Source organism: Pigmentibacter ruber (assembly GCF_009792895.1).
GTDB classification, from domain to species: Bacteria; Bdellovibrionota_B; Oligoflexia; order Silvanigrellales; family Silvanigrellaceae; genus Silvanigrella; species Silvanigrella rubra.
In genome coordinates this window covers 1219869-1243487 of sequence record NZ_WSSC01000001.1, presented here as the reverse complement: position 1 = coordinate 1243487, position 23619 = coordinate 1219869, and the positions used below count along the sequence as shown (strand labels likewise).

Sequence of the window (23619 nt, the reverse complement as noted above, 5' to 3'; positions counted from 1 at the left end):
TATATTTATTTAGAGTTCCTTAGCATAGAATAATGATTTGTATCAGATTTTGGTAATTTTTTGATACTTATGATTTTAAAACCGTTTTTTTCTTAAAAAGGGATATTTTTGGTTATGGTTTTCTAAATAACAACTTTGCTTAGTTTTATCAAAATACTCAAACATTAGTGATGCTCTATTACGTTATTGAATAATATGCAATTTTATTTTATTTTTAGTTATTTGATCAAGGTCTTTAAATTGTAGTCCAAATCCATTATTTGATAATCGTACAACTAATGCTTTACACTTCACTTCTTCTAATATTTTTGGTATTGTGAATTTTAGTTCAATTTCTTCTCCAATTTTAGGACTAATAATTTTGTCATTATCTAAAAGATGTGTTCCATCAACAGAAATATCAGTTGCAAATGTATCATAATTATTTGCAGATTTAAGTACATTAAAAGGAATATAACATTTCACACGCTCAGATTTTCTGTATTCTAGTTTAGCTATTTTTTTTATTTCAGCAGATAAGTCTTGAATAGAAAATGGTTTTAAAATGAATAAATCGCATTGATGGTTAAGAGCATTATCTTTAATCTCATGGCGCGAATCATTACTTGTAACAATAAATTTTATTTTTGCGTTTTTACTTTTTAATTTCGTATTTTTTATTTCTTCAATCCCTTGACCATTTTTATATGCATACTCCATAATTACAACATCGACTTTTTCTAAATTGACTATTTTTTTCATTTCATCAATTTTATCCGTTACTTTTACATTAAATCCATTATGTAAAAGAGCCGTAGCAAGAGAATTAGCTACCATTGATTGATCATCAACAAGTAGCACATTTAATTTTCCATATCGATTTTCTTCAAAAACTATATCTGAATTGTACATATAATTCTTTTCCAATTGTTAACATTTTGAATTTCACAAAACTCAAACATTTTTTCGTATTTTATATTATTATAGCATATGAAATGAAAAGGTTAAAAGATGGCATTAAAATTGTATCAATTTTTTGAATAGGACTTTAGCAATTCATTTATAACCGCAGTATCATTTGCCACAGAACTGACGGCTTTCCAAAATTTTTCACGGAATTCCTTAGAAAGTTTTGAGTTTTTAGCCAATGGAATGTAATATGACCGCATTGTAATGTATTTAGTATGAATTTTTAATTGATCAGATACTTCATAAAATTTTTCGATATTTATTGGAAAAGTAAAGTTTGCAACAACTGACCCATTTTTTGCTTCAATCATTTGTTTAATATTACTTATATTACTCAAACCAACATATAAATCTTCATGGTATATGGGTTTTAATTCTTTTTCTATTGAATATCCTCTTACGACTCTGACTGGTTTAGGAAATGTTTTTTTATCTCCATCATAATTATATTGGTTAGATTTTAAAGTAATTAGGACATATCCTGAACATGCTACTTTATAAGAAGATGTACAAACACCCCATTCTTCAGGTCCCGATCCTGGTGGAAATTCTAAAAATTTCGCTCTTTCTTCATTGTAAGATAAATTTAAAGCACCATCAATTTTTCCTTTTTTCAACAAATCAAGACATCTAGGCAGAGGTAAATATTCAAGAACAAGCAAAACACTTGTTTCTTTATTTAATTCTAAAATTCCTTTTTTTAAAATATCTATACTAATATTTTCTACATTCTTTTTGAGTCTTAGCTCACTTCGAAAATCATCAGCGCATATTTTAATTTGCAAACCATTAGCTGAAGTTAAAAAGAAAACAAAAAGGAAAACAATCATGTATCTTAAATTTGACATACTATATTCCTACAGTTAATTTATAATCTCACTGAAGAAAGCATAGCATGCTTAATTCAATTATTAAATAGACCCTTTTTAAGAGTAGAAATGACTTGGAAAGTTTATATTATTGAAACAATTTCTGGCAAACTTTACACAGGAATTACCACAGATATTAATAGGCGTTTTAAAGAACATCAATTGTCTATTAAAAAAAGAGCAAAATTTTTTGCGTTAAGTCCTCCCAAAAAAGTAGTTTATCAAGAAAGTTTTGAAGATAGATCATCTGCTACAAAAAAAGAAATAGAAATTAAAAAAATGTCTAAAAAAGAAAAATTAAAATTAATTTATATTTTCTCTAATGAATAATTTTATTAAAACTATTCTCTTCAAATTCTCTTTTATTTATTGCATTTAAAAGAAGAAAATTTATTTGTTTAGTATATTCAGCAAACCATTTCCCTTCCGCATATTTTTTGTCAAAAAATTTTTCTATTTTAAAATTTTTTGACTGAATTCCGTATGAACCAGTTATCATATACTTTCTTTTTAACCGTAAAACTGTATAAAAACCATTTAACATACAATATTTACTACTTGCTTTATATGCGTTAATTATTTTACCTGGCTTATATATTTTACCATTTTCATTTACCAGCTCTTTATAATTTAACTCTTCAAAACAAATTATGTCCCTATTTGTATAAAATATTAAATCCATAACAGGATCAATTAAAATAAATCTTTCATTTCGATAAAAATCAAGATATTTATTTAAATCAATATGCAAAAAATTTAGTTCTTTAGTTTCTATATTCAAAAAACTAGTATTTATGTAGCTAAAATAATTTAGTGCTTTAAATTCAAAACATATTTCGTAAAATTTCCTCTTCAGACTATCATCTATAATATCATTTAATTTTATATCGTTTTCCATATTTGTCACCAATACAATAATAGTAATTTTATACTATTTTATTAGTATTTACCTAATTTTTAAAAAAGAATAAAGGAATAAAGCTCTTTTTTTTGTCTGATTCCTTAAAAAAAAATTGAAACTTAATAAGCAATTATTGTAATACCGCTAGATGCTTGAATCCAATTAATATAATTCCCAATAGTTGTATAGACCCCATACCCATCTTGGCAGTTAGCATAGTTACTTGTATCAAAACGATAAGGTGGAGAAGAGTTCAAGGGGTGTGGTGATAGTAAGTTATTACTTCCCTGAGTAATTGCTGCTAATACATAATTGCTATTTCTTTGGACATATACTGGACCTCCTGAATCACCTGCACAAGTTCCCTTACCTGCATTAGGCCCTATAACAGTCAGATATAATTGATACGCATTTGCAAAAGTAATTGAGTTAAATTCTTGAATTGCTCCATTGGGAGGAGAATCTGGATTTGCATTTGATGGAATAGACGTAACTACATTTTTTAAAGTATTATTAGAACCCGAATCACTCTGATTCCCATAGCCAGCCATCCATTTTGTTTCCGTACTTGATATTGTCAGAGGATCTTTTAGAACTTGAACAATATTGTAATTAGGAAGTATGCTACCACTTATTTTTACCCAAGCAATATCATTTAAAATACAATCATAAGAGCTACCAGAAAGACATGGTTTGTAATTTGCTGGTCTTTGCCAACAGCTTATATTTAAAGCCTGAGATGCATTATAGTTTTGAAAAGAATCTGCAAAAACAACAACACCAGGAGAAGTTGAATTTATATTTACATCATCAAAGCAATGCCCTGCCGTTAATATTAAATTACTCTGAACAATTGTTCCTGAACAAATAATTCTTTTAGAAGCATTTTTAAAATCATTCAAAATAATAGCTACAGTATTAGAACCTGTGATAATGCTAGAATCTGTAGCTGGATTACCTCCAACAATTTGTGGTTTTAATTTCAAATCTTTATTCATTAAATTACATGAACTTGGCCCAGAATAATTTACAATATTAACTGGAGTATCTTGGGAACTTTTTTGACAAGACACACTTAATAAAAGAAGAATAATGAATAATATTTTTCTCATTTAAACTCCTCTCTAAATTTTACAAGCAAATAAGATGATCTCGTTTTTTTGATCTGTTGAAAATGAATCTCAATAATGTTTTATTATTTTAATATTACTAGATATTTGAAATTTATTCAAAATTTTTTTACGAAAATAATTATTTCTTTCTGTTAAAAAGTTAGTTATGAAAAATGTGTACTTTGTAGATACTAAGGAGTTAGGATATGATACCAAGCGATGAACTTTTTTTAAAATATGACCTTCCTGTTCCTAGATATACAAGCTACCCACCCTATCCTTTTTGGAAAAAAGACTTTTCGCAAAATGAATTTCTAAATAATTTTCATTTAAATTTTTCAAATAAAAAAGAGCTTGAAATATCTCTTTACATCCATCTTCCATTTTGTGAGTCTCTTTGCTATTTTTGTGGTTGTAATAAAGTAATAACAAAAAATCATGAATTAGAAATGCCTTATATCAAAAAACTTCTTTTAGAATTTGATAATTATCTTGCTATTATGAATAGACCAGTTAAATTAAAGGAACTACATTTAGGTGGAGGTACTCCTACATTTTTTTCGCCAAGTAATTTAAAGTATTTATTTTCTGAAATTTTTAAAAGAATAGAAGTTTCTGATAATCATGATTTTAGTATAGAAGTACATCCAAAAGTAACAAATAAAGAACACTTTATGGTGCTTAGAGAGTTTTCATTTGATAGAGTAAGTATTGGAGTTCAAGATTTCAACATAGACATTCAAAAGATAATTGGCAGAGAACAGTCTTTTAAAGATATTGAATTTTGTATTTCTTATGCAAGAAATATTGGGTTTAAATCAGTAAATTTTGATCTCATCTATGGACTTCCAGGACAAACATCTGATACTGTCCTAAATTCTCTTCAAAATGTATATAAATTAAATCCAGATAGAATAGCTTTCTATAGTTATGCTCATGTTCCTCAGTTAAAACCAAGTCAAAATAAGCTAAATAAAACATTTTTACCGGCTGGAAAAGAAAAGTATTTGATTTACAAAACAGCTTTTGACTCACTAACTAATAATAATTACTTCAGTTTAGGATTTGATCATTTTGCATTAAAAACAGATTCCTTATATTTAAGTGCAATTCAAGGAAAATTGCATAGAAATTTTATGGGATTTACTACACAACAAAGTTCAGTGCTTTTAGGAATTGGTGTATCTGCAATCAGTGATTTTGGTTTATTTTATGTGCAAAATAAAAAATCATTTTCTGACTATATGGAAATGACTAAAAAAGAAGTCTTTAATTTTGAATCTGGATATATTATGAATGAAAATGATTTGGTGATTAAACAACATATTTTAAATTTAGCTTGTTATCACAAAACTTCATTTAATGAATTCCCTTTAAATAACAATCTAAAGTTACAAATTATTAAAAATTTAAAAACATATGAATTTGATAATTTAATACATGTTAGTAATGATACAATACAAGTAACAGAGTTAGGTTTAACTTTTTTAAGAAATATATGCTCTGCTTTTGATCAATATACTCAAGTAAAAAAAGTAATTTCTTACAGTCAAAGCATTTAAATATTTAGCATTTAATATTCTAAATATTTAAAGTTAGATTTTTTATAATTTAATTTTATTTAAAAATAATTTATACTTTTTCTTTTTTAAAAAAATAATTTCAATTTTATTGTATTAATTAAATAATTAGATTTTTAATTTACTTTTCAACTCTGTTAATATAAATTACAACTAGTAGATCAATTAAAAGAATAAATAATAAAAAGGAAATTGGAATGTTTATTTATAAAGCTAAAAATATATTATTAATATCTTTAATAAACTTAAGTTACTTTTCAAATAATGCATTTTCTCTTGAAATAAATCCGTCATGCAACATTAGTGATATCAATTTAATTAAAGAATATGCTAGTAAAATTAATAAAATTGATATATTAGAAACCTCTTGTAAAGGAAATAGCAATTCTAATATAAATAACTCTTTATATTTTAAATATACCTTTACAACAAAGACAAATAAATTTTCTTGCTATATATATGGTAAATCAAATATTATTTCCGCTAATAATACAACAAATATTCCACAATTAAAATGTGACATTGATAATAAAACCAGTGAAAGTAGTTGGGTTGAATATTTTGTACAATATGATAAATATATGCAAGCTACCAAACGAGTTTTGGATAATTGGAACCAACTACCTGCAATAAAACTTGCACCCCTGCCAATAAAAAATGAAATGGATTTTTATGAAATTGCAGTTTTTACAAATTATCCTTATAAAAAGGGGAGTAGTGGTTCACTCCCAAAAGGAATTCAAGTTTGGTTTACAAATGCAGCAGATATGAAGGAAACTTGTAAAAATGTTATTAAAAAAGAACGTATCGAAAAACGTAACTTAGGATTAAGATATAGTCAGTTACTTGGAATTCCCCCTCAAGCGCCTAACGAAACAGCAAGATTTTTTGCCTTTATGAAAGTACCTGCAATTTTAGCTAAACCTGATATAGATTATCAAGGTACAAATAACACTTTTACAAGCTTTAAAGGACCTGGAATTTTTCGTCCATGTGCTTCAACATTTATGAATCCAACAGCAGCAAATTGTAATACTATTGATAGAATTCCAATTGGAGAAGTTTCTTTAAGGAAAGAAATAAGTAAAGATGATAAGATATCTACCAACCTACTTATTAGCTCAACATTAACTAAATGGACAGCTTATCAGTTTCTAAAAAGATACTTTGCACATGATGGATATACAGAATGCCCTTGGACAGGTCGGGGCTATACATATGATTGGGGTACAGAAAAAAGATATCACTACGGTATGTCTGAATATATTTTAGAACAAAAATCTAATTATTCTGTATATAATATAAAATCTGTTGAAGAATTTTCTGCAGATTGTTCAGACTTATGATGAATCTGGGCTCTTTTATTTCATAAATTAAACCGCAGAGACCTTTTTCTGAATATATTTTTTCTGATTATCTTCCATTAACTTAGATTTGCTAAAATACTCTTCTTGGATTTCTTTTGTAGTTTTAGAAGAGCCATCATGACTCCATCCAGGTGCTTTAAGCAAGTAAAGAAATTTATTTGTTAAACCCTTTGCTCTAAAAGAAGCTTTAAACATGTCTCTAAATGTAACAAAATTTAAGGCAAAAACATTGTCAGTATTTAAATCATGTAAAACTCCATATTCAACTTTTTCTTCTTCTTTTGCAAAAGTTTTAAACATTTTATCCCAAATGATAAATATACCACCGTAGTTTTTATCTAAGTAACCAATATTTTTTGCATGATGAACACGATGATGACTAGGTGTATTAAATATTTCATCAAAATATTTTATTTTTCCAGTGTATTTTGTATGCAACCAAAATTGATATGTAAAATTTATCGCCATCTGAAAGAAAATATCTTCAAGCTTAAAACCAATAATAAATAAAGGAATGTAAAATAAACCTTGAGGTACATAATCAATAAATGAGGCTCTTAAAAAAACTGTTAGATTATATTTTTTTGATGAATGATGCACTTCATGAATACACCATAAAAATCTACATACATGCGATATTCTGTGGAACCAATAATAAGAAAAATCATCCATCAAAATTAATAATACAAATGCCCATAAATATAAATGCTCACCTTTTATTAATGCACTCCATACCCCAGGCATTTCAAATAGAGCAAATTTTGAAAAAAAGTCATATAAAAATATTGTTAACGCTGCATTAAGTGCTAATGGAATAGTAAGATAAAAGAGACCTGTGCCAATATTAAATACTGTATCTTTTAATTCATAATCGTTATTAGCCTTATATTTAGAGACAATAAACTCTAATAAAATTAAAGAAAAAAACATGACATAAGATAATACTGAAAACATTTGTAAATATTTTTCTACCATAAATAAACCTGCTTATTAAATTTTAAAGGGACATAAGTTAAGTTTAATTTATAATAATTAGTTTAATTTTTGTCAAATAAATTTGAATTTTAGAATAGAACTGTACTAAAATTTTTTTTTTTTAGTAATGGAATGCTATTTCACAATTCTTTCTTGTGATGCTGGATGACTGTCGTAACATTTTTCAACATCTTCTCTTGAAAAATGTTTTGTTTTACATTTCGTACAAACGTATTTTGCACCATCACGTTTGTATTTTTCACTTTTAATTTTTTCGTCTTTTGGATTCATGCTCATAAATAAATCCCTCCATTTGATAAAATATCGGCGTTAAGCAAACTTTCTTTACAATTAGTTTCTTTTTAAATTTGTATAGTCATTATGTTCATCAATAATATTATGCTATTAAATCAATCCTTTGGGAAAATTAAAGGAAGAATATTTTTCTCTGAAAAATCATAATGTTTTAATCTAGAGTTGTAGACTTTTGATAATTTTTTGAAGTCTATTTTTTTCCACTTTTTTCTATTATTATAAAAGTTTAAGTACTTGTCAGAATTATTCTTTCTTATTAGAGACATCCACGAATTCAAAAAGTTATTATTTCCATCGAAAATATCTATTCCATGAAAGTAGTCATGTAATAGCACAGAAATCCATGCCCCATCCATGAAATGTCCTCCCACAGTAGCAAATAGTTTATTTTCAGATACTGCCTTTACCCCTTCAAAACTCCAATCAATTCCACCAATTAAAATACTTTTTGCTTTCGTATCAAGACTTTCAAGAGCACCTAATGCAAGTTCATCACTCGCTGCCCAAATAGCAGAAAGATGATTCATTTTAGATACTTCATTTTTCATAATTTTTGCCGCTTCATCTCTTTGCCAATTTAGATAAAATATTTTATCGATTATTATTTTTTTCTTTGATTGTTTAATAAAATTATTTAAACCAGTTATTCTTTTTATAGAAGCTTCATCAGCAACTGCTCCTGCTAGAGATATCAAATGATATTCACCTTTTCCATTTGGTTGACTATTATCAATTAAAGTTTTTCCAAGAAAATAACCTGCATATTCATCAGTAGGTAACATTTCTCCTAAAAAAAATTTATACTTACTTTTTAAAAATTTTTTATTATTAAATCCAAAACCAGAATTATAGACAAAAAAAGGGATTTTATTACTCTCTAATTTTTCGGCAATTTCATTAATTTTATCCTGATAATTAAGAATCATCATAGCATCAATTTTATTTTTTTCTAAAATAGAATCAATGTTTTCTGAAATATAAGAGGTACTATTATTCCCATAAATTGTATACAAATCCATATCTAGATTTTCACAAGCGGCTCTTGTAAAATCAACAAGAAGAGAAAAAAAAGCATCATCTTGTTGTCTTAAAGTCATTAATCCTAATTTAATTTTATGTCCTGCAAGACAGTTATTTTGCCATATAGTTATGACTAAAAATAAAAGAAATATTATTTTTATCTTTAAGAATGAAACAATTGTATTTTGTTTTTTACAAAAATTCATAGTGTAAACTTTAAGTTAATTTCTCAATATATAATTTATAATAGTAATTTAATTATTATTATTTTAGTGTCAATTTTTATTCATAATTTTAAATATAGTCAAAAATATTTCAACCCATTCTAATAGTCCTTTCTTTCCGATATAATCAACATATTATTCATAATGGTGAAAATATGCAAAAAGTTGTTATAATCCTTGATGATACAGAAGAAATTCATTTGATTACAAAAAAAATATTAGAGTCTTTAGATTTAAAAGTTGTCTGCTGTTACAATTCTGAAGACTTAATATCACAAATTTTAGCACATATTCACGACGTAGCATTAGTCTTACTTGATATCTATATGCCAGATAAAAATGGTTTTATGGTTATGCATAGCTTAAAAGATAGATTTCAAAAAAGGCGTTTTAAAATTGTTTTCTTTACTTCAATAAAAGAAAAGAAATATATTTTGCAAGGAATGAGCTTAAAGGCTGATGGTTATATTATTAAACCGTTTAAAAATGACGATTTTAAAGAGAAAATTTTAAAACTTATAAATGAGCCATTTCAGCAATTTTAAAATTAATCTAAATTAACCCCTTTTTCTATTCTAGGCTCTGAGCCATCATAATGAATGATTTTATTTTCTGATTCTATAATTGTTGCTATATTAACGGGTCTATTCCAAATCTTAAAAATATTTTTCAAGGTTTCTACAGCCCAATCAATTTTTAAGTCTTTTCCTTGATGCTTATGTCTTAATAATAATTCACCACGATTTCGAAAATTTCCATCGGCAACATCAATAATAGGCTGACCAAAATTCGTCATTGCATCGAGTAAATCTCTTTTTATCGTTTTAAAATCTCTATCATGAATAATTGCTTGTCCAGATCGTCTATCTTGTACCCATGTAAACAATCTTGCTTCTTCACAGAAATCTTCATCAAGAAATTCATCAAGAAATGTTATATCATTATGAAATTTTCTAACTTCAAATAATTTTTCCATTCCTTTATTAGTATTTTTATTCCAATTTTTTCTAATTTGAGGATCATCACAAAGGATATAATCTAACCCATATTGACCGTTATTCCATCTTTTTTCAATGTGGCGCATAAGCTCTACACCCAATTTATATGGGTTCAATCTTTGACCTGACATCTGAACAACACCAGCATAATGATCGCAATAATCGATGACTTCAGAATCTTTTAAGACTAATTGAGTCAATATTTTTGAATGCCAATATACTGCCCAACCTTCATTCATTATTTTTGTTTGACCTTGCGGAGCAAAATAATAAGCTTCTTCCCTTACAATAGATAAAACATCTCGCTGCCAAGAATTCAAAGGAGCATAGTCCAATAAGAATTTTAACACATCACGAATAGGGCTTTCTGGAAATTTTTTTTCTTTTTCTTTTTCTTGAATAACTTTTGCTTGTTGTTCCTTAACGTAACTATCAGGATTAATATATCCTTCCATATATCCTCGTAGAGATGGGAGCTTTGGTACTGGTAACTTGTCAGGAGAAATTAAACTCTCATCATAATTATCTTTTTCTTTAGGTCTATTTTCCCTACGAATATGGGGTCCATGTTGATCAATTAAATTTTCTAATGATAAACAAATATCTATAAAATTTTCAACTTCATCATGTCCAACTTCTTCAATATATCTTCTCACTCTACTACCATGATTAGCCATTTCATCAAGCATTTTTCTGTTAGTATGCGAAAAACAATAATTGTTTTTAAAAAAATCACAATGCCCATAGACATGGGCAATAACTGTCTTTTGATCCACAAGCGAATTACTTCTGAGTAAATATGCATAGCAAGGATCATTATTAATAACCATTTCATAAATTAATGAAAGTCCATATTCATAACTTTTTGCTATTCTTTCATACTCCATCCCAAAGCGCCAGTGAGGATATCTTGTTGGAAACCCTCCATAAGCTGCTATTTCACTCATTTGTTGATAATCAACCATCTCAAATATAGTTGGAAAAAAATCCAGACCTAAATTTCTAGCATGGCTTTCAATTTCATTTACAATATCTCTCAATTCTGGAGTAAGTTCACTTGTGAGACGCGGATCCATTACCATAATTACTTACCCTTTCCTAAAAAAGCACGTAATGCGTTCATAATCCCATCTCTATCTTTGATCTGATGCATTATGACTTTCTCGTTTTGTTCGCCATAATGTTTTTCCAAATCTTTTAAAAATTGTCCGCTGCCATATCTACTTTCAACCTGCCCATAAGCAAACAAATTACTAGAAGGTAATAAAATATTATCTAAAAGATTCATACATTCATTAGTATCATTTCCACTCCAATTATCTCCATCTGAAAAATGGAATAAATATATATTCCATTCTGATGCGGGATAATTATCTGCGATAATTTTTTCACAAAGTTTATAGGCACTACTTATTAAAGTACCACCCGATTCTTTTGTATGATAAAACGTATGTTCATCAACTTCTCTTGCAATAGCATCGTGAATAATAAAGCGTGTATCTAAATTGTCGTAGTTATGTTTTAACCATGCATTTAGCCAAAAAGAAGTTAATCGCACTATTTCTTTTTGTTCATCTCCCATCGAACCAGAGACATCCATCATATAAATAATAGCTGCACTTGCCTCAGGCTTTTCTTCAATTCTAAAACTTCTGTATCTTTTATCTTCTTTGATAGGAATAACAATAGGCTTATCGTTTGTGTAATCACCAATACTTATTTGTCTTTTCAAAGCTTCTTTGTAAGTACGCTTGAAGTTTCTTAAACTTTCTGGTCCATTTCTTAATACACCTTGATATTTATATTTTTTCTGAGAAATATTCTTTTTCCCTTTGTCCTCGATCCTAGGGAGACCCAATTCTTCTCCTAAAATTCCTGCAAGTTCATCAAGGCTCACATCAACTTCCATACTATGCTCACCTGGATTTTGCCCAGCTTCGCCTTCTCCTGGTTGTTGTTGCCCTTGACCTACAGGATCACCAGGTTCTCCATCACCTTGCCCAACACCTCTTTGTTGATTCCCACCAAATTCAAACCTTGGCAAATCTATTCGAGGCAATGGAATTGAAACCTGTTTATTTCCCTGTCGACCTATCAGCTCGCCAGAAGAGATAAACCGTTTTAAATTATCCTTGATTTTTCCTCTTACAATTTTTCTAAAACGGTTAACATCGGTTTCCATTTTCATATAATTGCTCTCCACTTTCAATACGAAAAAGAATAATGGTAATGAAAAGAAACTGTTAATTTAAATTTCTTTTCACATCACCACGAGCAAAAATACTTGCTACAAAATGGAGCGCATCTGTTGAACAAATATCACAATATCCATAATTTTTAATTAATCTGTTTTTAACAACGTCAATTTTCGCTTGCGTTTCTTTATCAACGACATTGCTAACTAAACTTGTTAATTTAATTGTATCTTTCTGATCTTCAAATAATTTTAATTCAAGAGCTTTATGCAGCCTTTCATTTGTTTTGTAATCAAAGATTTTTCCTTCTAAAGCCAAAGCGCCAATGTAATTCATTATTTCTCTTCTAAAATCATCTTTTCGACTTTCAGGAATATCTATTTTTTCTTCAATACTCCGCATCAATCTTTCATCAGGTTCTTCACTCATACCTGTGTATTTATTGCGCACTCTTTCTTTCTGCGTATACGCTTTAACATTATCAATATAGTTTCCACAAAGTTTAGCAATTGCTTCTTCATCAGCAGATATCGCTCTTTGAACTTCATTTTTTACTATATCTTCATATTCTTGTTTAACTACTGCAAGAAGTTCACGGTATCTTTTCTTTGTTTCTTCATCTCGTATTAGACTATGATTTTTTAATCCACCTTCTAATTCATTCAAAACAATAAATGGATTGATACAACCATTACCTCTATCTTCAACAAGAGAATTAGAAAGTTTGTCTTGAATATAGCGAGGAGAGATTCCGTCTAAACCTTCTCTTAATGCATCTTTTCTCAATTCTTTTATATTATCTTCTGTATAACCAGAAAGAGTTTTACCATCATATAATTTCATTTTTTGCATAACTGTTAAGTTAGCTTTTTTGGGCTCTTCAAGTCTAGTTAAAATACCCCACATAGCAGCAGTTTCAATTGTATGTGGAGCTATATGAATATGTGGAACGGTTTCAGGATTAAAATCCTTTTTATAAATTTTAACTTCTTCTTTTAGTTTAGTTATATAAGGAACATCTATTTTCACTGTACGATCTCGTAAAGCTTCCATAAATTCATTATTTTGCAGTTTACGATATTCTGGTTCGTTTGTATGTCCAATAATAACTTCATCAATGTCAGTTTGTGCGAACTTTTTTGGTTTAATTTTATGCTCTTGAGAGGCACCTAACAAATCATAAAGAAACGCTACATCAAGCTTTAACATTTCAACAAATTCTACAATACCTCTGTTTGCAATATTAAATTCACCATCAAAGTTAAAGGCACGTGGATCGGAATCTGAACCGTATTCAGCAATTTTCCGATAATTTAGATCCCCTGTTAACTCTGTTGAATCTTGATTTTTTTCATCTTTAGGTTGAAAAGTTCCAATTCCGATTCTATCTTTTTCCGATAGTAATAGACGTTTCACATTGATATGATTTTTTGCAATTTTTTCCCAATCGCCGTTATATTGTTTCATTAAATCATTATAAACATAACGACAAGCAGGACACAAACTACCTTCAATATGAATTCTTTCTTGAAAATGTTTTCCTTTATTTAATAAACTTAATACTTTTATGCGAGCTTCTTCTGGAATTAAATGTAATGGTTCTTCATGAATTGGGCATGGCATTACATCTTCCATTTTTAATTTATCATGAAGGTTTATCCATTCATAAGAATACAAAGAGCCATCACTCTGATGCGAATACCACTCAACACCTTTTTTTAATAATCTTGCTATTGTTGACTTAGCACTCCCAACAGGACCATGCAAAAGTAAAACTCTTTTTTCTGGACCATAACGTAACGAGGCGGCTTTAAAAAAATTAACTAGTTTAGCAATATGGACATCAAGGCCAAAAACTGCGTCTTTCCCATTATTCAATGGATCATCAAAAAACTTATAATGTATTAGTTTCTTTTTATGTTCAACATATTCATAAGAACCAAAATGCATTATTAAATCATAAATCCGTTGAAATGCTGTTCTGCAGAGTTTAGGATTTTTCTCTACCATCGCAACATAATCAGAATAACTGCCAGTCCAATTTAACTCATTAAATAGAGATGGACTATAAACTTCCTTAACAAGCTCGAACACTTTTTCAGTATGCAGTTGCATGAGACCTCCGATGCATGAGGGAACTAATTAAAAGTAGATTATCTCAAAAAAAAGTCGGTCGCAAACTTAACTAGTCGTGAATTATTGATACAAAGATTTAATTAAAGTAGCTCTTGTTTCCTGTATTTTTAGACGGTTTATTTCTCCATTTGTTAACTTTTCACCACTAGCTTCAGTAAAAGGTTTTTCTAATATATAAAACTTTTTTAATGTTACATTTCTAGGCAAAGACTCATTAACTTTATTAACAATTGATTGCACGTGATCTTTTATTTTCTCTGGTGTTGCACGATAATCAGCCAGAGCGTTATGATTCAAAACAATCAACGCAGATAGATATGGCATTTTGTCACCAATAACACAAGCATCAGAAATAATATCATCTTCTTTTAATAATTGTTCCAATCTGACTGGTGAAACAACAGTTCCTCCTAAAGTTACAAATAAATGCTTTTTTCTACCAGTGATAATAAATCCAAATGGAGTCATTTGTGCAACATCACCAGTTTCTTCCCACTTTCCTGCATTTTCAAAAACAGCACTAGACAGTCTGTATTCTAACGTAGAATGCGCAGCCAAACGAAAATTTACATGCGGTAAAGGTGTTCCTATTACTTTAAAATGTGCAGCATGGTAAAGATTGCTTGATAACATTCCAGCTGCATGCGTAGTTCCATATGATTCTATAACAGGTATTCCTAATTTTTCTAAGGTCTTTACATAAGTTTCTTGTGCAGAAGCTAGTCCGTGCACAACAAAACGCAAATCCTCGACTGCTTCTTTTAAAAAAGAATGTCCCGAAATAATTCTAGAAGTTTTTCGGAGAGAAGATTTTAATAAATCAAAAATTCCCTCAGGAATTTTCATAGCTCTATTAGATGATAATAGATTTTGAATTTTATCTATTTTTTCACTTACCTGAAATCTTGGGAGATGATTAGAGCGTTTTGTTACAAGATCAATAAAGGAACAAAGTTGCTCCAATTCACCTGAACTGCCAAAAAGATAACTCGGCCTTAAAATTCTTAAATTAGTTTCCCAATCTGTGCTAGGATTAGGAAAACCAATAATTCCATTTTTTAACATTGCGCAAAAACGACTTAAATGTGCAAAAGGATTACTAGGCATCATCAATTCCATACTTTTCCAAAATATTTGTTTTGGAAATTCAGCATGAATAATAAAATTTTGTGCTGTTGTTACCAATGCATCTGGCAACAAAGTTTCAGGTTTTTGGAAACCATCATGTCCAAAAGAAACAAAAGAAAAACGCCCTGGTTTTACATTTCTCCAAGGCGAATCTTCTGGAATTATTGATTGAGGAGTTTTTTGAATTTTTAAGTCAATCTCTCCTTGAGAATACTCTTGGTTACTTTCGTGTTTCTTAATTTTATACTCTCTGTAGATTGAAAGAATTTTTGGTTCAGGATGTTTATCTTGTGGCATCCAAGCTGCAGAAGAAATATTTAGCACTGGAACTGAAAAACCGTTTAATTGCGGAGTTAATTCATCAATATCTGACGCTATTACAATACCTTTGAAATAATTTAAACACCATTTTAAATCGCTTTTTGACATTTGCGAAGGGGCACACATGACATCAAGTCCAGCTAAAATAGCCCCAAACATTGCCACAAATGAGTTATAGGTATTTCTACCTATTAAAATAACGCTTTGTCCATATTCTCTAGTTTCAATAGGCAATAAATTATTCCAATATTCGACCGCTCTTCCAACATGCGAGCAAAAGTCTTTGCCTGAAAGTTGATGCCAAGCTCCATTACAATATGTTCTAATAGTAACATAATTTATTTTTACAGATTGTTTTAATAATAAATCAAGAAAAAGTTCACTTCCTAGATAAATATTAGGTATGTTATTTGTTACATTATTTTGTGATTCTGAAACAACATTATTCATAAAGAATCCATTCTATTTTCATTCAAACCGTAACTAATTTTGATTGATGAGGTTTGAGTAGAATAATATTTTTTTTAATATCAAAATATTTCCTTTGAGCCCTAACCTGTACTGCAAGATCAATTTCAGGAAAATAACCAGTCAAACTGTTACCATATGTACAACCTGTATCTATTCCAACACAGATAGGTCTACCAGAAGGCAGAGTCTTACGAAAAAGACCTTGTTTAGCATCATGACCAAAAACAATTAATGCAGGCCCCTGATGAAGCTCATGCCAACGAAAACGCTCTTTTTCTTTATCTATACTTATAGCTGATTTTTGATTTTGTGAATTTTGATTTAATACTTCTGAACGGTAACCAGCAGGAACAACCGTTAATTTTTTTTCATTTCCTTTTGTATCCCATTTAACGTAACGAGCGGTTAATAACATTCTTTCAGAAGAACCTAACAAACCTTTTGTAGAATCAAGGCCTGCATGCACAATAATTAGAGGATATTCTCTTTCCCATTCATTGCGTTTTAATTGAGAAACTACCGTTGATACATAAGCATGCGGCAAAGAACATAATAGATCAAAAATGGCTCTTTTGTGATAACGAATTAAATGTAACGTTTGTTTTGTATGTTCTGCTAAAGTGTGAAAACTTCTTTTTTGAGCTTGCTGGATAGTTGACCATAAAGCCCAATCATGATTCCCTTTGATACATAGGGCTCCATACTCTTGAATAATTTCATAAATTCCAACCGGATCTGGTCCCTTGGTAAACAAATCACCTACAAGAATAAGTTGAAATTTAGAGATATGCTTTTTGGCGGCTTCGATAAGTTCAAAAAGCTCGCGAGCGCAACCATGCACATCGCCTACAATAAAAAGTGGAAGCCTATCTGATGAAGGGGCTAAACTTTTTATAATTAAGTTATTTGAACTATCCTGCAAATCATATACTCCCAAATTAAATGAACTCAACATTCATTTTAATCTACTCCGATTAGTAGATTGTAGGCATTTGCAAAAAAACTTTCAACACAAGAACGAATTTAAAAAATGCTTATTTGCCACTTTTACGAACAAATTCTTTAACAATAATGTTTCGTAAAATTTCGCTAGTTCCTCCACCAATTTCTAATAACTTCGCATCACGCATAAGCCTCTCAACAGGAAATTCACGAATATACCCATAGCCACCTAATACCTGAATAGCATCTAAGGCAACTTTAGTAGCCATTTCTGAAGCAAATACCTTAGCAGCAGCGGCTTCTTGATTTGCCCTTCTACCTTCTTCTATCACTTGAGCTGCTTCATACATGAATGCTCTAGCAGCTCGATAGCCTATATACATATTTGCTATTTTCTCACTAATTGCCTGAAAGTTGATAATATTTTCCGAAAATTGTTGACGCTCTTGTGCATACTTTAGGGAGTGATCCAAACAAGCCCTTGCTATCCCTAGAGACATAGCACCAAGTCCTACTCTCTCTATATCCAAATTCTTCATCATATGCTTTACTGAAGATCCTTCTTCTCCAACTAAATTTTCAGCCGGAACTAAACAATCTTTAAAAACCAATTCACCTGTAGGGCTTGCACGCATTCCCATTTTAGATAGTTTCTTTCCAACTGAAAAACCTGGAAAACCACGTTCAACTATAAAAGTTGAAAGACCCATCCGATCATCACCAGTTCTTGCATAAACTAGAAAAACATCTGCTATTGGACCATTTGTAATAAACATTTTAGAACCATTTAATACATAATGATCATCTTTTTTGACTGCTCTTGTTTGCAAACCAATTGCATCTGAACCAGCGCCAGGCTCTGTCATAGCCATACCGCCAATCATTTCACCAGAAATACAGCTAGGGAGATAACGCACAAGTTGTTCGGGAGATCCATTCTGAGCAAGATTATGAACAAATAGGAGAGAATGAGCTAGATAACTTAAGCACGTCCCAGGACATGCATAACTAAGTTCCTCCATAACAGCGACTACGGAAACAGCACCTAACTTTGCTCCGCCAAATTCTTCAGGACAAGTCAATCCCAAAATTCCTAATTCTCCTAATCGCCTAAAAATACCAGGAGCAAGTCTTTCTTCTCTATCTAGTTCATCTGCATAAGGAGCTAGCTCTTTTGCAGCAAAAGCTCTAACAGTCTGTATAACTTCTCGAATCTCTTGTGCATTGTTATGATAGGTTGTCATAATTTAGGTTTCCTTCAACTAAAATTGGAATGAGTTCAAAAATGGTCTTTTGATGTTTTCATGATAATAAACGAAAATCCAAAAATGAAACAGCTTATAGTTAGTCTAATGCTATCACAGCCATAATATCTGTTCCTGATAAAATTTTCCCCTGTTCAACTAAAACATTTGTTACTTTACCATTTCCTGAAGACTTTACTTCCAATTGCATCTTCATAGACTCAACAATAAAAAGAACTTGACCAGCTTCCACCAGTTGTCCTTCTTTGATAAGAACCTCAATTACTTTACCTGCCATAGGAGCGCAAATTTCGCCACTCCCCGTTTGATTTTTATTAACGATACTAAGCTCATAATAGGGACATTTAATATTTAAATATTCACCGAAGATATTAATTTGAATATATTCAGAAGTAAGTCTTTTTGCATAAAATGGTATTCTATTTTGTGTAGTATAATTTGAGCTAAATATTAGATTTCTTAAATTGAAAGAATATGAATTTTTAACTTCAGTTATTGAAGAAAGCAAAGAATCAATAGAATTACCAACAAGATAAAATTTATCTTTTTCAGATTCTCTCATAATTTTAAAATTGTTAAAATCATTCTCTGTTGTTAACGCTTTTATATTTGGTAAGCTTTTTGCTTGATTATTAAAAGTAATATTTATTTTTGATTGATTAATTTCAGCATGCAAAGAATTTACTAATAATTCTCTAAATTTTTTTGAAGTCAAAAGATCTATGAAATTTTTCGGAATTATTTTTTGATTTAAAATTTCTAACTCATTAGCAATCCAATGTGTTGATTCATTCCCTACCAAAAAATCAGGATGTCGAACAATATTTTGTAAAAAAGGTATATTTGTAGTGCAACCTAAAATAACATAATTTTCAAGCGCGATAGATATTTTTTCAACAGCTAAAGCTCTATTGGGAGCTGTAACAATCAACTTTGATATCATAGAATCATAATTTGAATTGATTCTTGCTCCTTCAATCACACCAGAATCAACTCGAACACCAGGAGCATTGGGTTCAATATACAAGTGAATTTTACCTGGTGTTGGTAAAAATTGATTACGAGGATCTTCAGCCAAAATTCGCGCTTCAATCGAAACTTGTTTAGGTTCGAGCAAATGAAATTCATCAGGACTAGGAAATTGTTCGGGCCAACAACCTTCAGCTAAATCAAATTGAGCTTGAACAAGATCTATTTGATAAGCATTTTCTGTAACTGGATGCTCAACTTGCAAACGAGTATTCATTTCTAAAAAATAAAAATTAGAATTTTCATCAAGTAAAAATTCTAAAGTTCCTGCTCCACGATATTTTGTTTCTTTAACAAGGGACAAAGAAGCTCTTCCCATTTTTTCTCGGAGTTCTCTACTGATATGTGATGATGGTGCTTCTTCAATTACTTTCTGATGCCTTCTTTGTAAAGAACATTCTCTTTCACCAAAAAAAACTCCCCCACCTTTCCCATCTCCAAAAACTTGTATTTCAATATGTCTTGGTGCTGTTAAGTAACGTTCAATAAAGACAGTCCCGTCATTAAATGCAGCTTTTGCTTCTTCAGAAGCTCTTTTTATAGCATTTGGCAGTTCATGAACATCATCAACAATTCGCATTCCACGACCGCCACCTCCACCACTTGCTTTAACCAAAAAAGGAGAAAAAATATTTCTGTTCTTTAATTCTTTCTGCCATTCAGCTGGAGATATTTTATTTAAGTCTTCTGATAATAATGCGTTTAGTGTAGGAACACCACATTTTTTTGCCATATTTTTAGCTGACTCTTTACTACCCATTGCAAACATATTTTGGGGAGTAGGACCTACAAATGAAATTCCTGCATTTTCTACTTGTTCAGCAAACTTTGAATTTTCAGATAAAAATCCATAGCCTGGATGCAATAAATTTGCCCCCCATTTTTTAGCTGCATTTACAATTTCTGTTGCGTTCAAAAAACTTGAAACAAACAGAATAGTATCTGCTTCTTTACAAATTAGTGAATCAGAGTCTTCTTGCGTACTAATAACTGCTACTATATAATTTCTTTGCTTTGCAGCTCTATAAATTCTTCTAGCAATTTCACCTCTATTTGCAATAACTAGTTTTTTCATTTTTGCATCCCATCACACCAAGAAGGACTTTTTTTCTCAAAAAATGCGGATAACCCAGCTTTTCCTTCAGTACTTGCCCTTGCAGTTGCAATTTTTTCAATGGTAAAATCAATTTGTGCTTGATTAGGTAAAGGGTAACTATTTTTTATTAATTCTTTAGTAATTCTTGTTGCATTTGGAGCTGCTTGAAGAAAATGATATAATTGTTCTTGCGTTTCTGTCTCTAAATTATCTTTTTTTGTTACTTTATTAATTAATCCAATTTTAAGACATTCTGTAGCAGTTTGTTTTTGCCCTGAAAGTAAAATAGGTGAAGCAAAAGCAACACCTATTTTTCTAATGATATAAGGACTAATAACACCTGGAACAATACCAAGTAAAACTTCAGATGTTGCAAAAACTGTGTCTTCAGTTGCAATTACATAATCAGAACATGCCACTAAACCAAATCCCCCACCAATTGCAGCACCGTGAACTATGCTTATGACAGGAGTTGGAAAATTTACTAATTGATAGAACATTTTTGCAAGATTTTTAGCATCAATAAAATTATCTTCTTTACTTTTATCAGCTAAAGAGCGCATATAATTTAAGTCGGCTCCAGCGCAAAATACCTTACCTTCACCTTCAATAGTAAGTAAACGCATATCATCAATGTTTTTAATATTTTCTAATTCTTCTAACACATGAATAATTTCATTAATCATGTTTTCATTAAAAGCATTTCTAATTTCAGGTCGATTTAATCTTAACTTTTTGACACCATAACGCCCATTTATTACTTTAATAGAATTCCCTATATAAAAAATATCTTCCATCATGCGTTCCTTCTTACAAGTTCACCAGCACAAGATCTGTTTTCTGGTTGAATAGTTGCAAGTAAGGCTTCAGGGATATCTACCTCGCATCTTAATAAGGCTTGGCTAAATGTTTTGCCTTGGGCATCGATTTGTAAACTTTTTGTTCCACCACCACCTAATGATTGTTCTAGTAAAAAATTTAAAGCCCAAAGATTGGGAACTAGATACCTTGTTACGTTGCCTTTACACAAACTATGAAACCAATCATTTACTTTTTCTGCTGTAATGTTCTCTCGTAACCAAACGTAACATTCAGGGCTTCTGCCAATCAATCCAATATTTACTGTGTCACCTTTATCACCACTTCTAGCATGTGCTATTTCCATTAAACAAACTTTTATAGGTCTGGAAGTCGCCATGATACTCACTAAGCTTGGACTCCATGGATCATGTGGAGGATTTTCTATTTCAGCAGAACCTTTTGTAACAGGCCATTCCAATTGTAAAACTTCTTGTATTTGAACAGATTTCTCATCATTTTTCTTTTGTTCGTAAGTTCTAATATTTGGTAATGCACATTCTTGTGGAATTAAAGCAGGCCAATAACTTACTATATCAGAAATTGTTGGAGCACCTCCTGTTACTGCAACACCTGCAGGACCACTTAAAATCAAGCTAGGAAGAAGCTTTCTAAATATATTTAATTTGTCTTTATTATGATCTCTTACAGTAAGTCTTAATAATATTTCAATAGCATCATGTTTTTTTAACATACCTTTATGTGTGCTATCGTCTCCAACATATTCAGTATTTTTAAAATCAACAGTTGAACCAAAACCAGCTTTTTTCAATTCACTTTCTAATCTAAGCCAGAATACCCGCGCAAACATCTCTGCTTTTGCTCGGACATCTGGCCCAGATATTATTATTGAACCTGAGCATTTATAACCTTCTTCATATGCTATACTTACTTTTAATAAATCTGTTGGTTTTCTACCTTTAATTCCTGTTACTTTAACTCTTTCAGGAGAATTTGTTGCAATTTGTATAGAAGAAAAATCTGCTATAACATCTGGAGTAATATAACTTTGAGGTGACCCCATTTCATATAATAATTGCTCACGAATTGTTTGGCAGCTAATGTAACCACCTGTATTAGGGTGTTTTGTTACGTAAAATGAGCCATCCTCATAACATTCAACTATAGGAAATCCAATATCGATGAAGCTTGGGACTTTTTGCCAATCTGTGAAATTACCACCAGATGCTTGTGCTCCACATTCAATAATATGTCCTGCTACAATACCATGAGCAAGTTTATCATAATCTGAAACTTTCCATTTAAATTCATGCATCATAGCTCCCAAAGTAATACCAGTGTCTGTTACTCTACCGCAAAGAACAATATCTGGTTCACTTTTTAAAGCTTCAGCAACTGGCAAAGCACCAAAGTATACATTTGCACATAAAACTTTATCAGCATAATTATTAAACATTTCTCCTGTTTCCATATTTTTAAACTCCACACCAGAGTTTCTTAAATTTGGAATAGCACTTAAAATGTCATCTCCATCAATGACAGAAACTTTTAAATTTATATTTTTTTTTCGTGCTAAATTAAATAATGCTTCTGCACAAGCTTTTGGATTCACCCCACCAGCATTTGTTATAATTTTTATTTTTCTACTTAAACATTCCTCTAATAAAGGCTCCAAAGCTATTATAAAATCTTTTGCATATCCAGCTTGAGGATCTTTTGATCTTTGTTTTTGTAAAATACTCATTGTGATTTCAGCAAGAAAATCAATGGAAATATAATCTAATTTTAATTCCCCAAATACTTGCCTGCGTAAAGCATAAGGATCATCACCCCAATATCCACCAGCGTTAGCAATTCTTATAAATTCTTTTTTTGACATAAGCAAAACTCCAAAGAAATAATTTAAAT

Annotated in this window: 20 protein-coding genes; 4 read left to right on the top strand and 16 right to left on the bottom strand. The window is 30.2% G+C overall.

The features are described from left to right. Positions 1-183: 183 nt before the first annotated feature. Together GOY08_RS05160 and GOY08_RS05155 are read right to left on the bottom strand one after the other, a co-directional pair. Positions 184-891, bottom strand: coding sequence for a response regulator (locus GOY08_RS05160; protein ID WP_158997775.1), 708 nt, complete (start codon positions 889-891; stop codon positions 184-186). A gap of 116 nt (positions 892-1007) precedes the next feature. Further along, positions 1008-1796, bottom strand: a complete 789-nt coding sequence (locus tag GOY08_RS05155) for a type 2 periplasmic-binding domain-containing protein (RefSeq protein WP_158997773.1) — start codon at positions 1794-1796, stop codon at positions 1008-1010. A gap of 90 nt (positions 1797-1886) precedes the next feature. On the opposite strand from GOY08_RS05155, the gene GOY08_RS05150 reads away from it, so the two are divergent. After that, positions 1887-2147 (top strand): GIY-YIG nuclease family protein, encoded by a 261-nt coding sequence (locus GOY08_RS05150; protein WP_158997772.1) that lies wholly within the window; start codon positions 1887-1889, stop codon positions 2145-2147. On the opposite strand, the gene GOY08_RS05145 is transcribed toward GOY08_RS05150, so the two are convergent. Beyond that, positions 2137-2715 carry a hypothetical protein gene (locus GOY08_RS05145; RefSeq protein WP_158997771.1) on the bottom strand — a complete coding sequence of 193 codons (579 nt, stop codon included), beginning with the start codon at positions 2713-2715 and terminating at the stop codon, positions 2137-2139. The two genes, GOY08_RS05150 and GOY08_RS05145, sit on opposite strands and share 11 nt — an antisense overlap. Positions 2716-2837: 122 nt before the next feature. Then, positions 2838-3830 (bottom strand): S1 family peptidase, encoded by a 993-nt coding sequence (locus GOY08_RS05140; RefSeq protein ID WP_158997769.1) that lies wholly within the window; start codon positions 3828-3830, stop codon positions 2838-2840. Positions 3831-4036: 206 nt separating this feature from the next. Here GOY08_RS05140 and hemN point away from each other — a divergent pair, with 206 nt between their 5' ends. Beyond that, positions 4037-5392, top strand: a complete 1356-nt coding sequence (hemN, locus tag GOY08_RS05135; protein WP_158997768.1) for an oxygen-independent coproporphyrinogen III oxidase — start codon at positions 4037-4039, stop codon at positions 5390-5392. A gap of 215 nt (positions 5393-5607) precedes the next feature. After that, positions 5608-6756 (top strand): hypothetical protein, encoded by a 1149-nt coding sequence (locus GOY08_RS05130; RefSeq protein ID WP_158997766.1) that lies wholly within the window; start codon positions 5608-5610, stop codon positions 6754-6756. Between the two features lie 27 nt (positions 6757-6783). On the opposite strand, the gene GOY08_RS05125 is transcribed toward GOY08_RS05130, so the two are convergent. The 3 genes from GOY08_RS05125 to GOY08_RS05115 form a co-directional block, all read right to left on the bottom strand. Then, positions 6784-7752 (bottom strand): sterol desaturase family protein, encoded by a 969-nt coding sequence (locus tag GOY08_RS05125; RefSeq protein ID WP_158997764.1) that lies wholly within the window; start codon positions 7750-7752, stop codon positions 6784-6786. 135 nt (positions 7753-7887) lie between these two features. Further along, the gene (locus GOY08_RS05120; protein ID WP_158997762.1) at positions 7888-8049 is read right to left on the bottom strand and encodes a hypothetical protein; all 162 of its coding nucleotides are present in this window, start codon (positions 8047-8049) and stop codon (positions 7888-7890) included. Between the two features lie 113 nt (positions 8050-8162). Then, entirely contained in the window at positions 8163-9293 is a 1131-nt protein-coding gene (locus GOY08_RS05115; protein ID WP_158997761.1) for a substrate-binding domain-containing protein, read from the bottom strand. Between the two features lie 173 nt (positions 9294-9466). Here GOY08_RS05115 and GOY08_RS05110 point away from each other — a divergent pair, with 173 nt between their 5' ends. Next, complete coding sequence (locus tag GOY08_RS05110; protein WP_158997759.1) at positions 9467-9856, top strand: response regulator; 390 nt, start codon at positions 9467-9469, stop codon at positions 9854-9856. A gap of 2 nt (positions 9857-9858) precedes the next feature. Here the strand turns inward: GOY08_RS05110 and GOY08_RS05105 are convergent, their stop codons facing one another. The 9 genes from GOY08_RS05105 to GOY08_RS05065 all read right to left on the bottom strand — a co-directional run bounded on the left by GOY08_RS05105 (position 9859) and on the right by GOY08_RS05065 (position 23590). After that, positions 9859-11385, bottom strand: a complete 1527-nt coding sequence (locus GOY08_RS05105; protein ID WP_158998072.1) for a SpoVR family protein — start codon at positions 11383-11385, stop codon at positions 9859-9861. An 8-nt stretch (positions 11386-11393) separates the two neighbouring features. After that, positions 11394-12497 carry a DUF444 family protein gene (locus tag GOY08_RS05100; RefSeq protein WP_158997758.1) on the bottom strand — a complete coding sequence of 368 codons (1104 nt, stop codon included), beginning with the start codon at positions 12495-12497 and terminating at the stop codon, positions 11394-11396. A gap of 55 nt (positions 12498-12552) precedes the next feature. After that, a complete protein-coding gene (locus GOY08_RS05095; protein WP_158997756.1) occupies positions 12553-14619 on the bottom strand; it encodes a PrkA family serine protein kinase in 2067 nt (688 codons plus the stop codon). Positions 14620-14700: 81 nt separating this feature from the next. After that, a complete protein-coding gene (locus GOY08_RS05090; protein WP_158997754.1) occupies positions 14701-16539 on the bottom strand; it encodes a hypothetical protein in 1839 nt (612 codons plus the stop codon). Positions 16540-16561: 22 nt separating this feature from the next. Then, positions 16562-17515: a metallophosphoesterase gene (locus GOY08_RS05085; RefSeq protein ID WP_158997752.1), complete on the bottom strand. Its 954-nt coding sequence runs from the start codon at positions 17513-17515 to the stop codon at positions 16562-16564. Between the two features lie 79 nt (positions 17516-17594). Beyond that, positions 17595-18746, bottom strand: coding sequence for an acyl-CoA dehydrogenase family protein (locus GOY08_RS05080; protein ID WP_158997750.1), 1152 nt, complete (start codon positions 18744-18746; stop codon positions 17595-17597). Positions 18747-18846: 100 nt separating this feature from the next. After that, positions 18847-20871 carry an acetyl/propionyl/methylcrotonyl-CoA carboxylase subunit alpha gene (locus tag GOY08_RS05075; protein ID WP_158997748.1) on the bottom strand — a complete coding sequence of 675 codons (2025 nt, stop codon included), beginning with the start codon at positions 20869-20871 and terminating at the stop codon, positions 18847-18849. Continuing rightward, complete coding sequence (locus GOY08_RS05070; protein ID WP_158997746.1) at positions 20868-21692, bottom strand: enoyl-CoA hydratase-related protein; 825 nt, start codon at positions 21690-21692, stop codon at positions 20868-20870. The genes GOY08_RS05075 and GOY08_RS05070 overlap by 4 nt, the downstream gene beginning before the upstream one ends. Beyond that, a complete protein-coding gene (locus tag GOY08_RS05065; RefSeq protein ID WP_158997744.1) occupies positions 21689-23590 on the bottom strand; it encodes an acyclic terpene utilization AtuA family protein in 1902 nt (633 codons plus the stop codon). The genes GOY08_RS05070 and GOY08_RS05065 overlap by 4 nt, the downstream gene beginning before the upstream one ends. Between the last annotated feature and the right edge of the window lie 29 nt (positions 23591-23619).

Excerpts from the sequence above, each read along its gene's own strand:
- GOY08_RS05140 (WP_158997769.1), bottom strand. The coding sequence starts at position 3,830 with ATGAGAAAAATATTATTCATTATTCTTCTTTTATTAAGTGTGTCTTGT.
- GOY08_RS05115 (WP_158997761.1), bottom strand. The coding sequence starts at position 9,293 with ATGAATTTTTGTAAAAAACAAAATACAATTGTTTCATTCTTAAAGATA.
- GOY08_RS05155 (WP_158997773.1), bottom strand. The coding sequence starts at position 1,796 with ATGTCAAATTTAAGATACATGATTGTTTTCCTTTTTGTTTTCTTTTTA.
- GOY08_RS05085 (WP_158997752.1), bottom strand. The coding sequence starts at position 17,515 with ATGTTGAGTTCATTTAATTTGGGAGTATATGATTTGCAGGATAGTTCA.
- GOY08_RS05160 (WP_158997775.1), bottom strand. The coding sequence starts at position 891 with ATGTACAATTCAGATATAGTTTTTGAAGAAAATCGATATGGAAAATTA.
- GOY08_RS05105 (WP_158998072.1), bottom strand. The coding sequence starts at position 11,385 with ATGGATCCGCGTCTCACAAGTGAACTTACTCCAGAATTGAGAGATATT.
- GOY08_RS05095 (WP_158997756.1), bottom strand. The coding sequence starts at position 14,619 with ATGCAACTGCATACTGAAAAAGTGTTCGAGCTTGTTAAGGAAGTTTAT.
- GOY08_RS05080 (WP_158997750.1), bottom strand. The coding sequence starts at position 18,746 with ATGACAACCTATCATAACAATGCACAAGAGATTCGAGAAGTTATACAG.
- GOY08_RS05090 (WP_158997754.1), bottom strand. The coding sequence starts at position 16,539 with ATGAATAATGTTGTTTCAGAATCACAAAATAATGTAACAAATAACATA.
- GOY08_RS05150 (WP_158997772.1), top strand. The coding sequence starts at position 1,887 with ATGACTTGGAAAGTTTATATTATTGAAACAATTTCTGGCAAACTTTAC.
- GOY08_RS05110 (WP_158997759.1), top strand. The coding sequence starts at position 9,467 with ATGCAAAAAGTTGTTATAATCCTTGATGATACAGAAGAAATTCATTTG.
- GOY08_RS05100 (WP_158997758.1), bottom strand. The coding sequence starts at position 12,497 with ATGAAAATGGAAACCGATGTTAACCGTTTTAGAAAAATTGTAAGAGGA.
- GOY08_RS05125 (WP_158997764.1), bottom strand. The coding sequence starts at position 7,752 with ATGGTAGAAAAATATTTACAAATGTTTTCAGTATTATCTTATGTCATG.
- GOY08_RS05145 (WP_158997771.1), bottom strand. The coding sequence starts at position 2,715 with ATGGAAAACGATATAAAATTAAATGATATTATAGATGATAGTCTGAAG.
- GOY08_RS05075 (WP_158997748.1), bottom strand. The coding sequence starts at position 20,871 with ATGAAAAAACTAGTTATTGCAAATAGAGGTGAAATTGCTAGAAGAATT.
- GOY08_RS05065 (WP_158997744.1), bottom strand. The coding sequence starts at position 23,590 with ATGTCAAAAAAAGAATTTATAAGAATTGCTAACGCTGGTGGATATTGG.
- GOY08_RS05130 (WP_158997766.1), top strand. The coding sequence starts at position 5,608 with ATGTTTATTTATAAAGCTAAAAATATATTATTAATATCTTTAATAAAC.
- GOY08_RS05120 (WP_158997762.1), bottom strand. The coding sequence starts at position 8,049 with ATGAGCATGAATCCAAAAGACGAAAAAATTAAAAGTGAAAAATACAAA.
- GOY08_RS05070 (WP_158997746.1), bottom strand. The coding sequence starts at position 21,692 with ATGATGGAAGATATTTTTTATATAGGGAATTCTATTAAAGTAATAAAT.
- hemN (WP_158997768.1), top strand. The coding sequence starts at position 4,037 with ATGATACCAAGCGATGAACTTTTTTTAAAATATGACCTTCCTGTTCCT.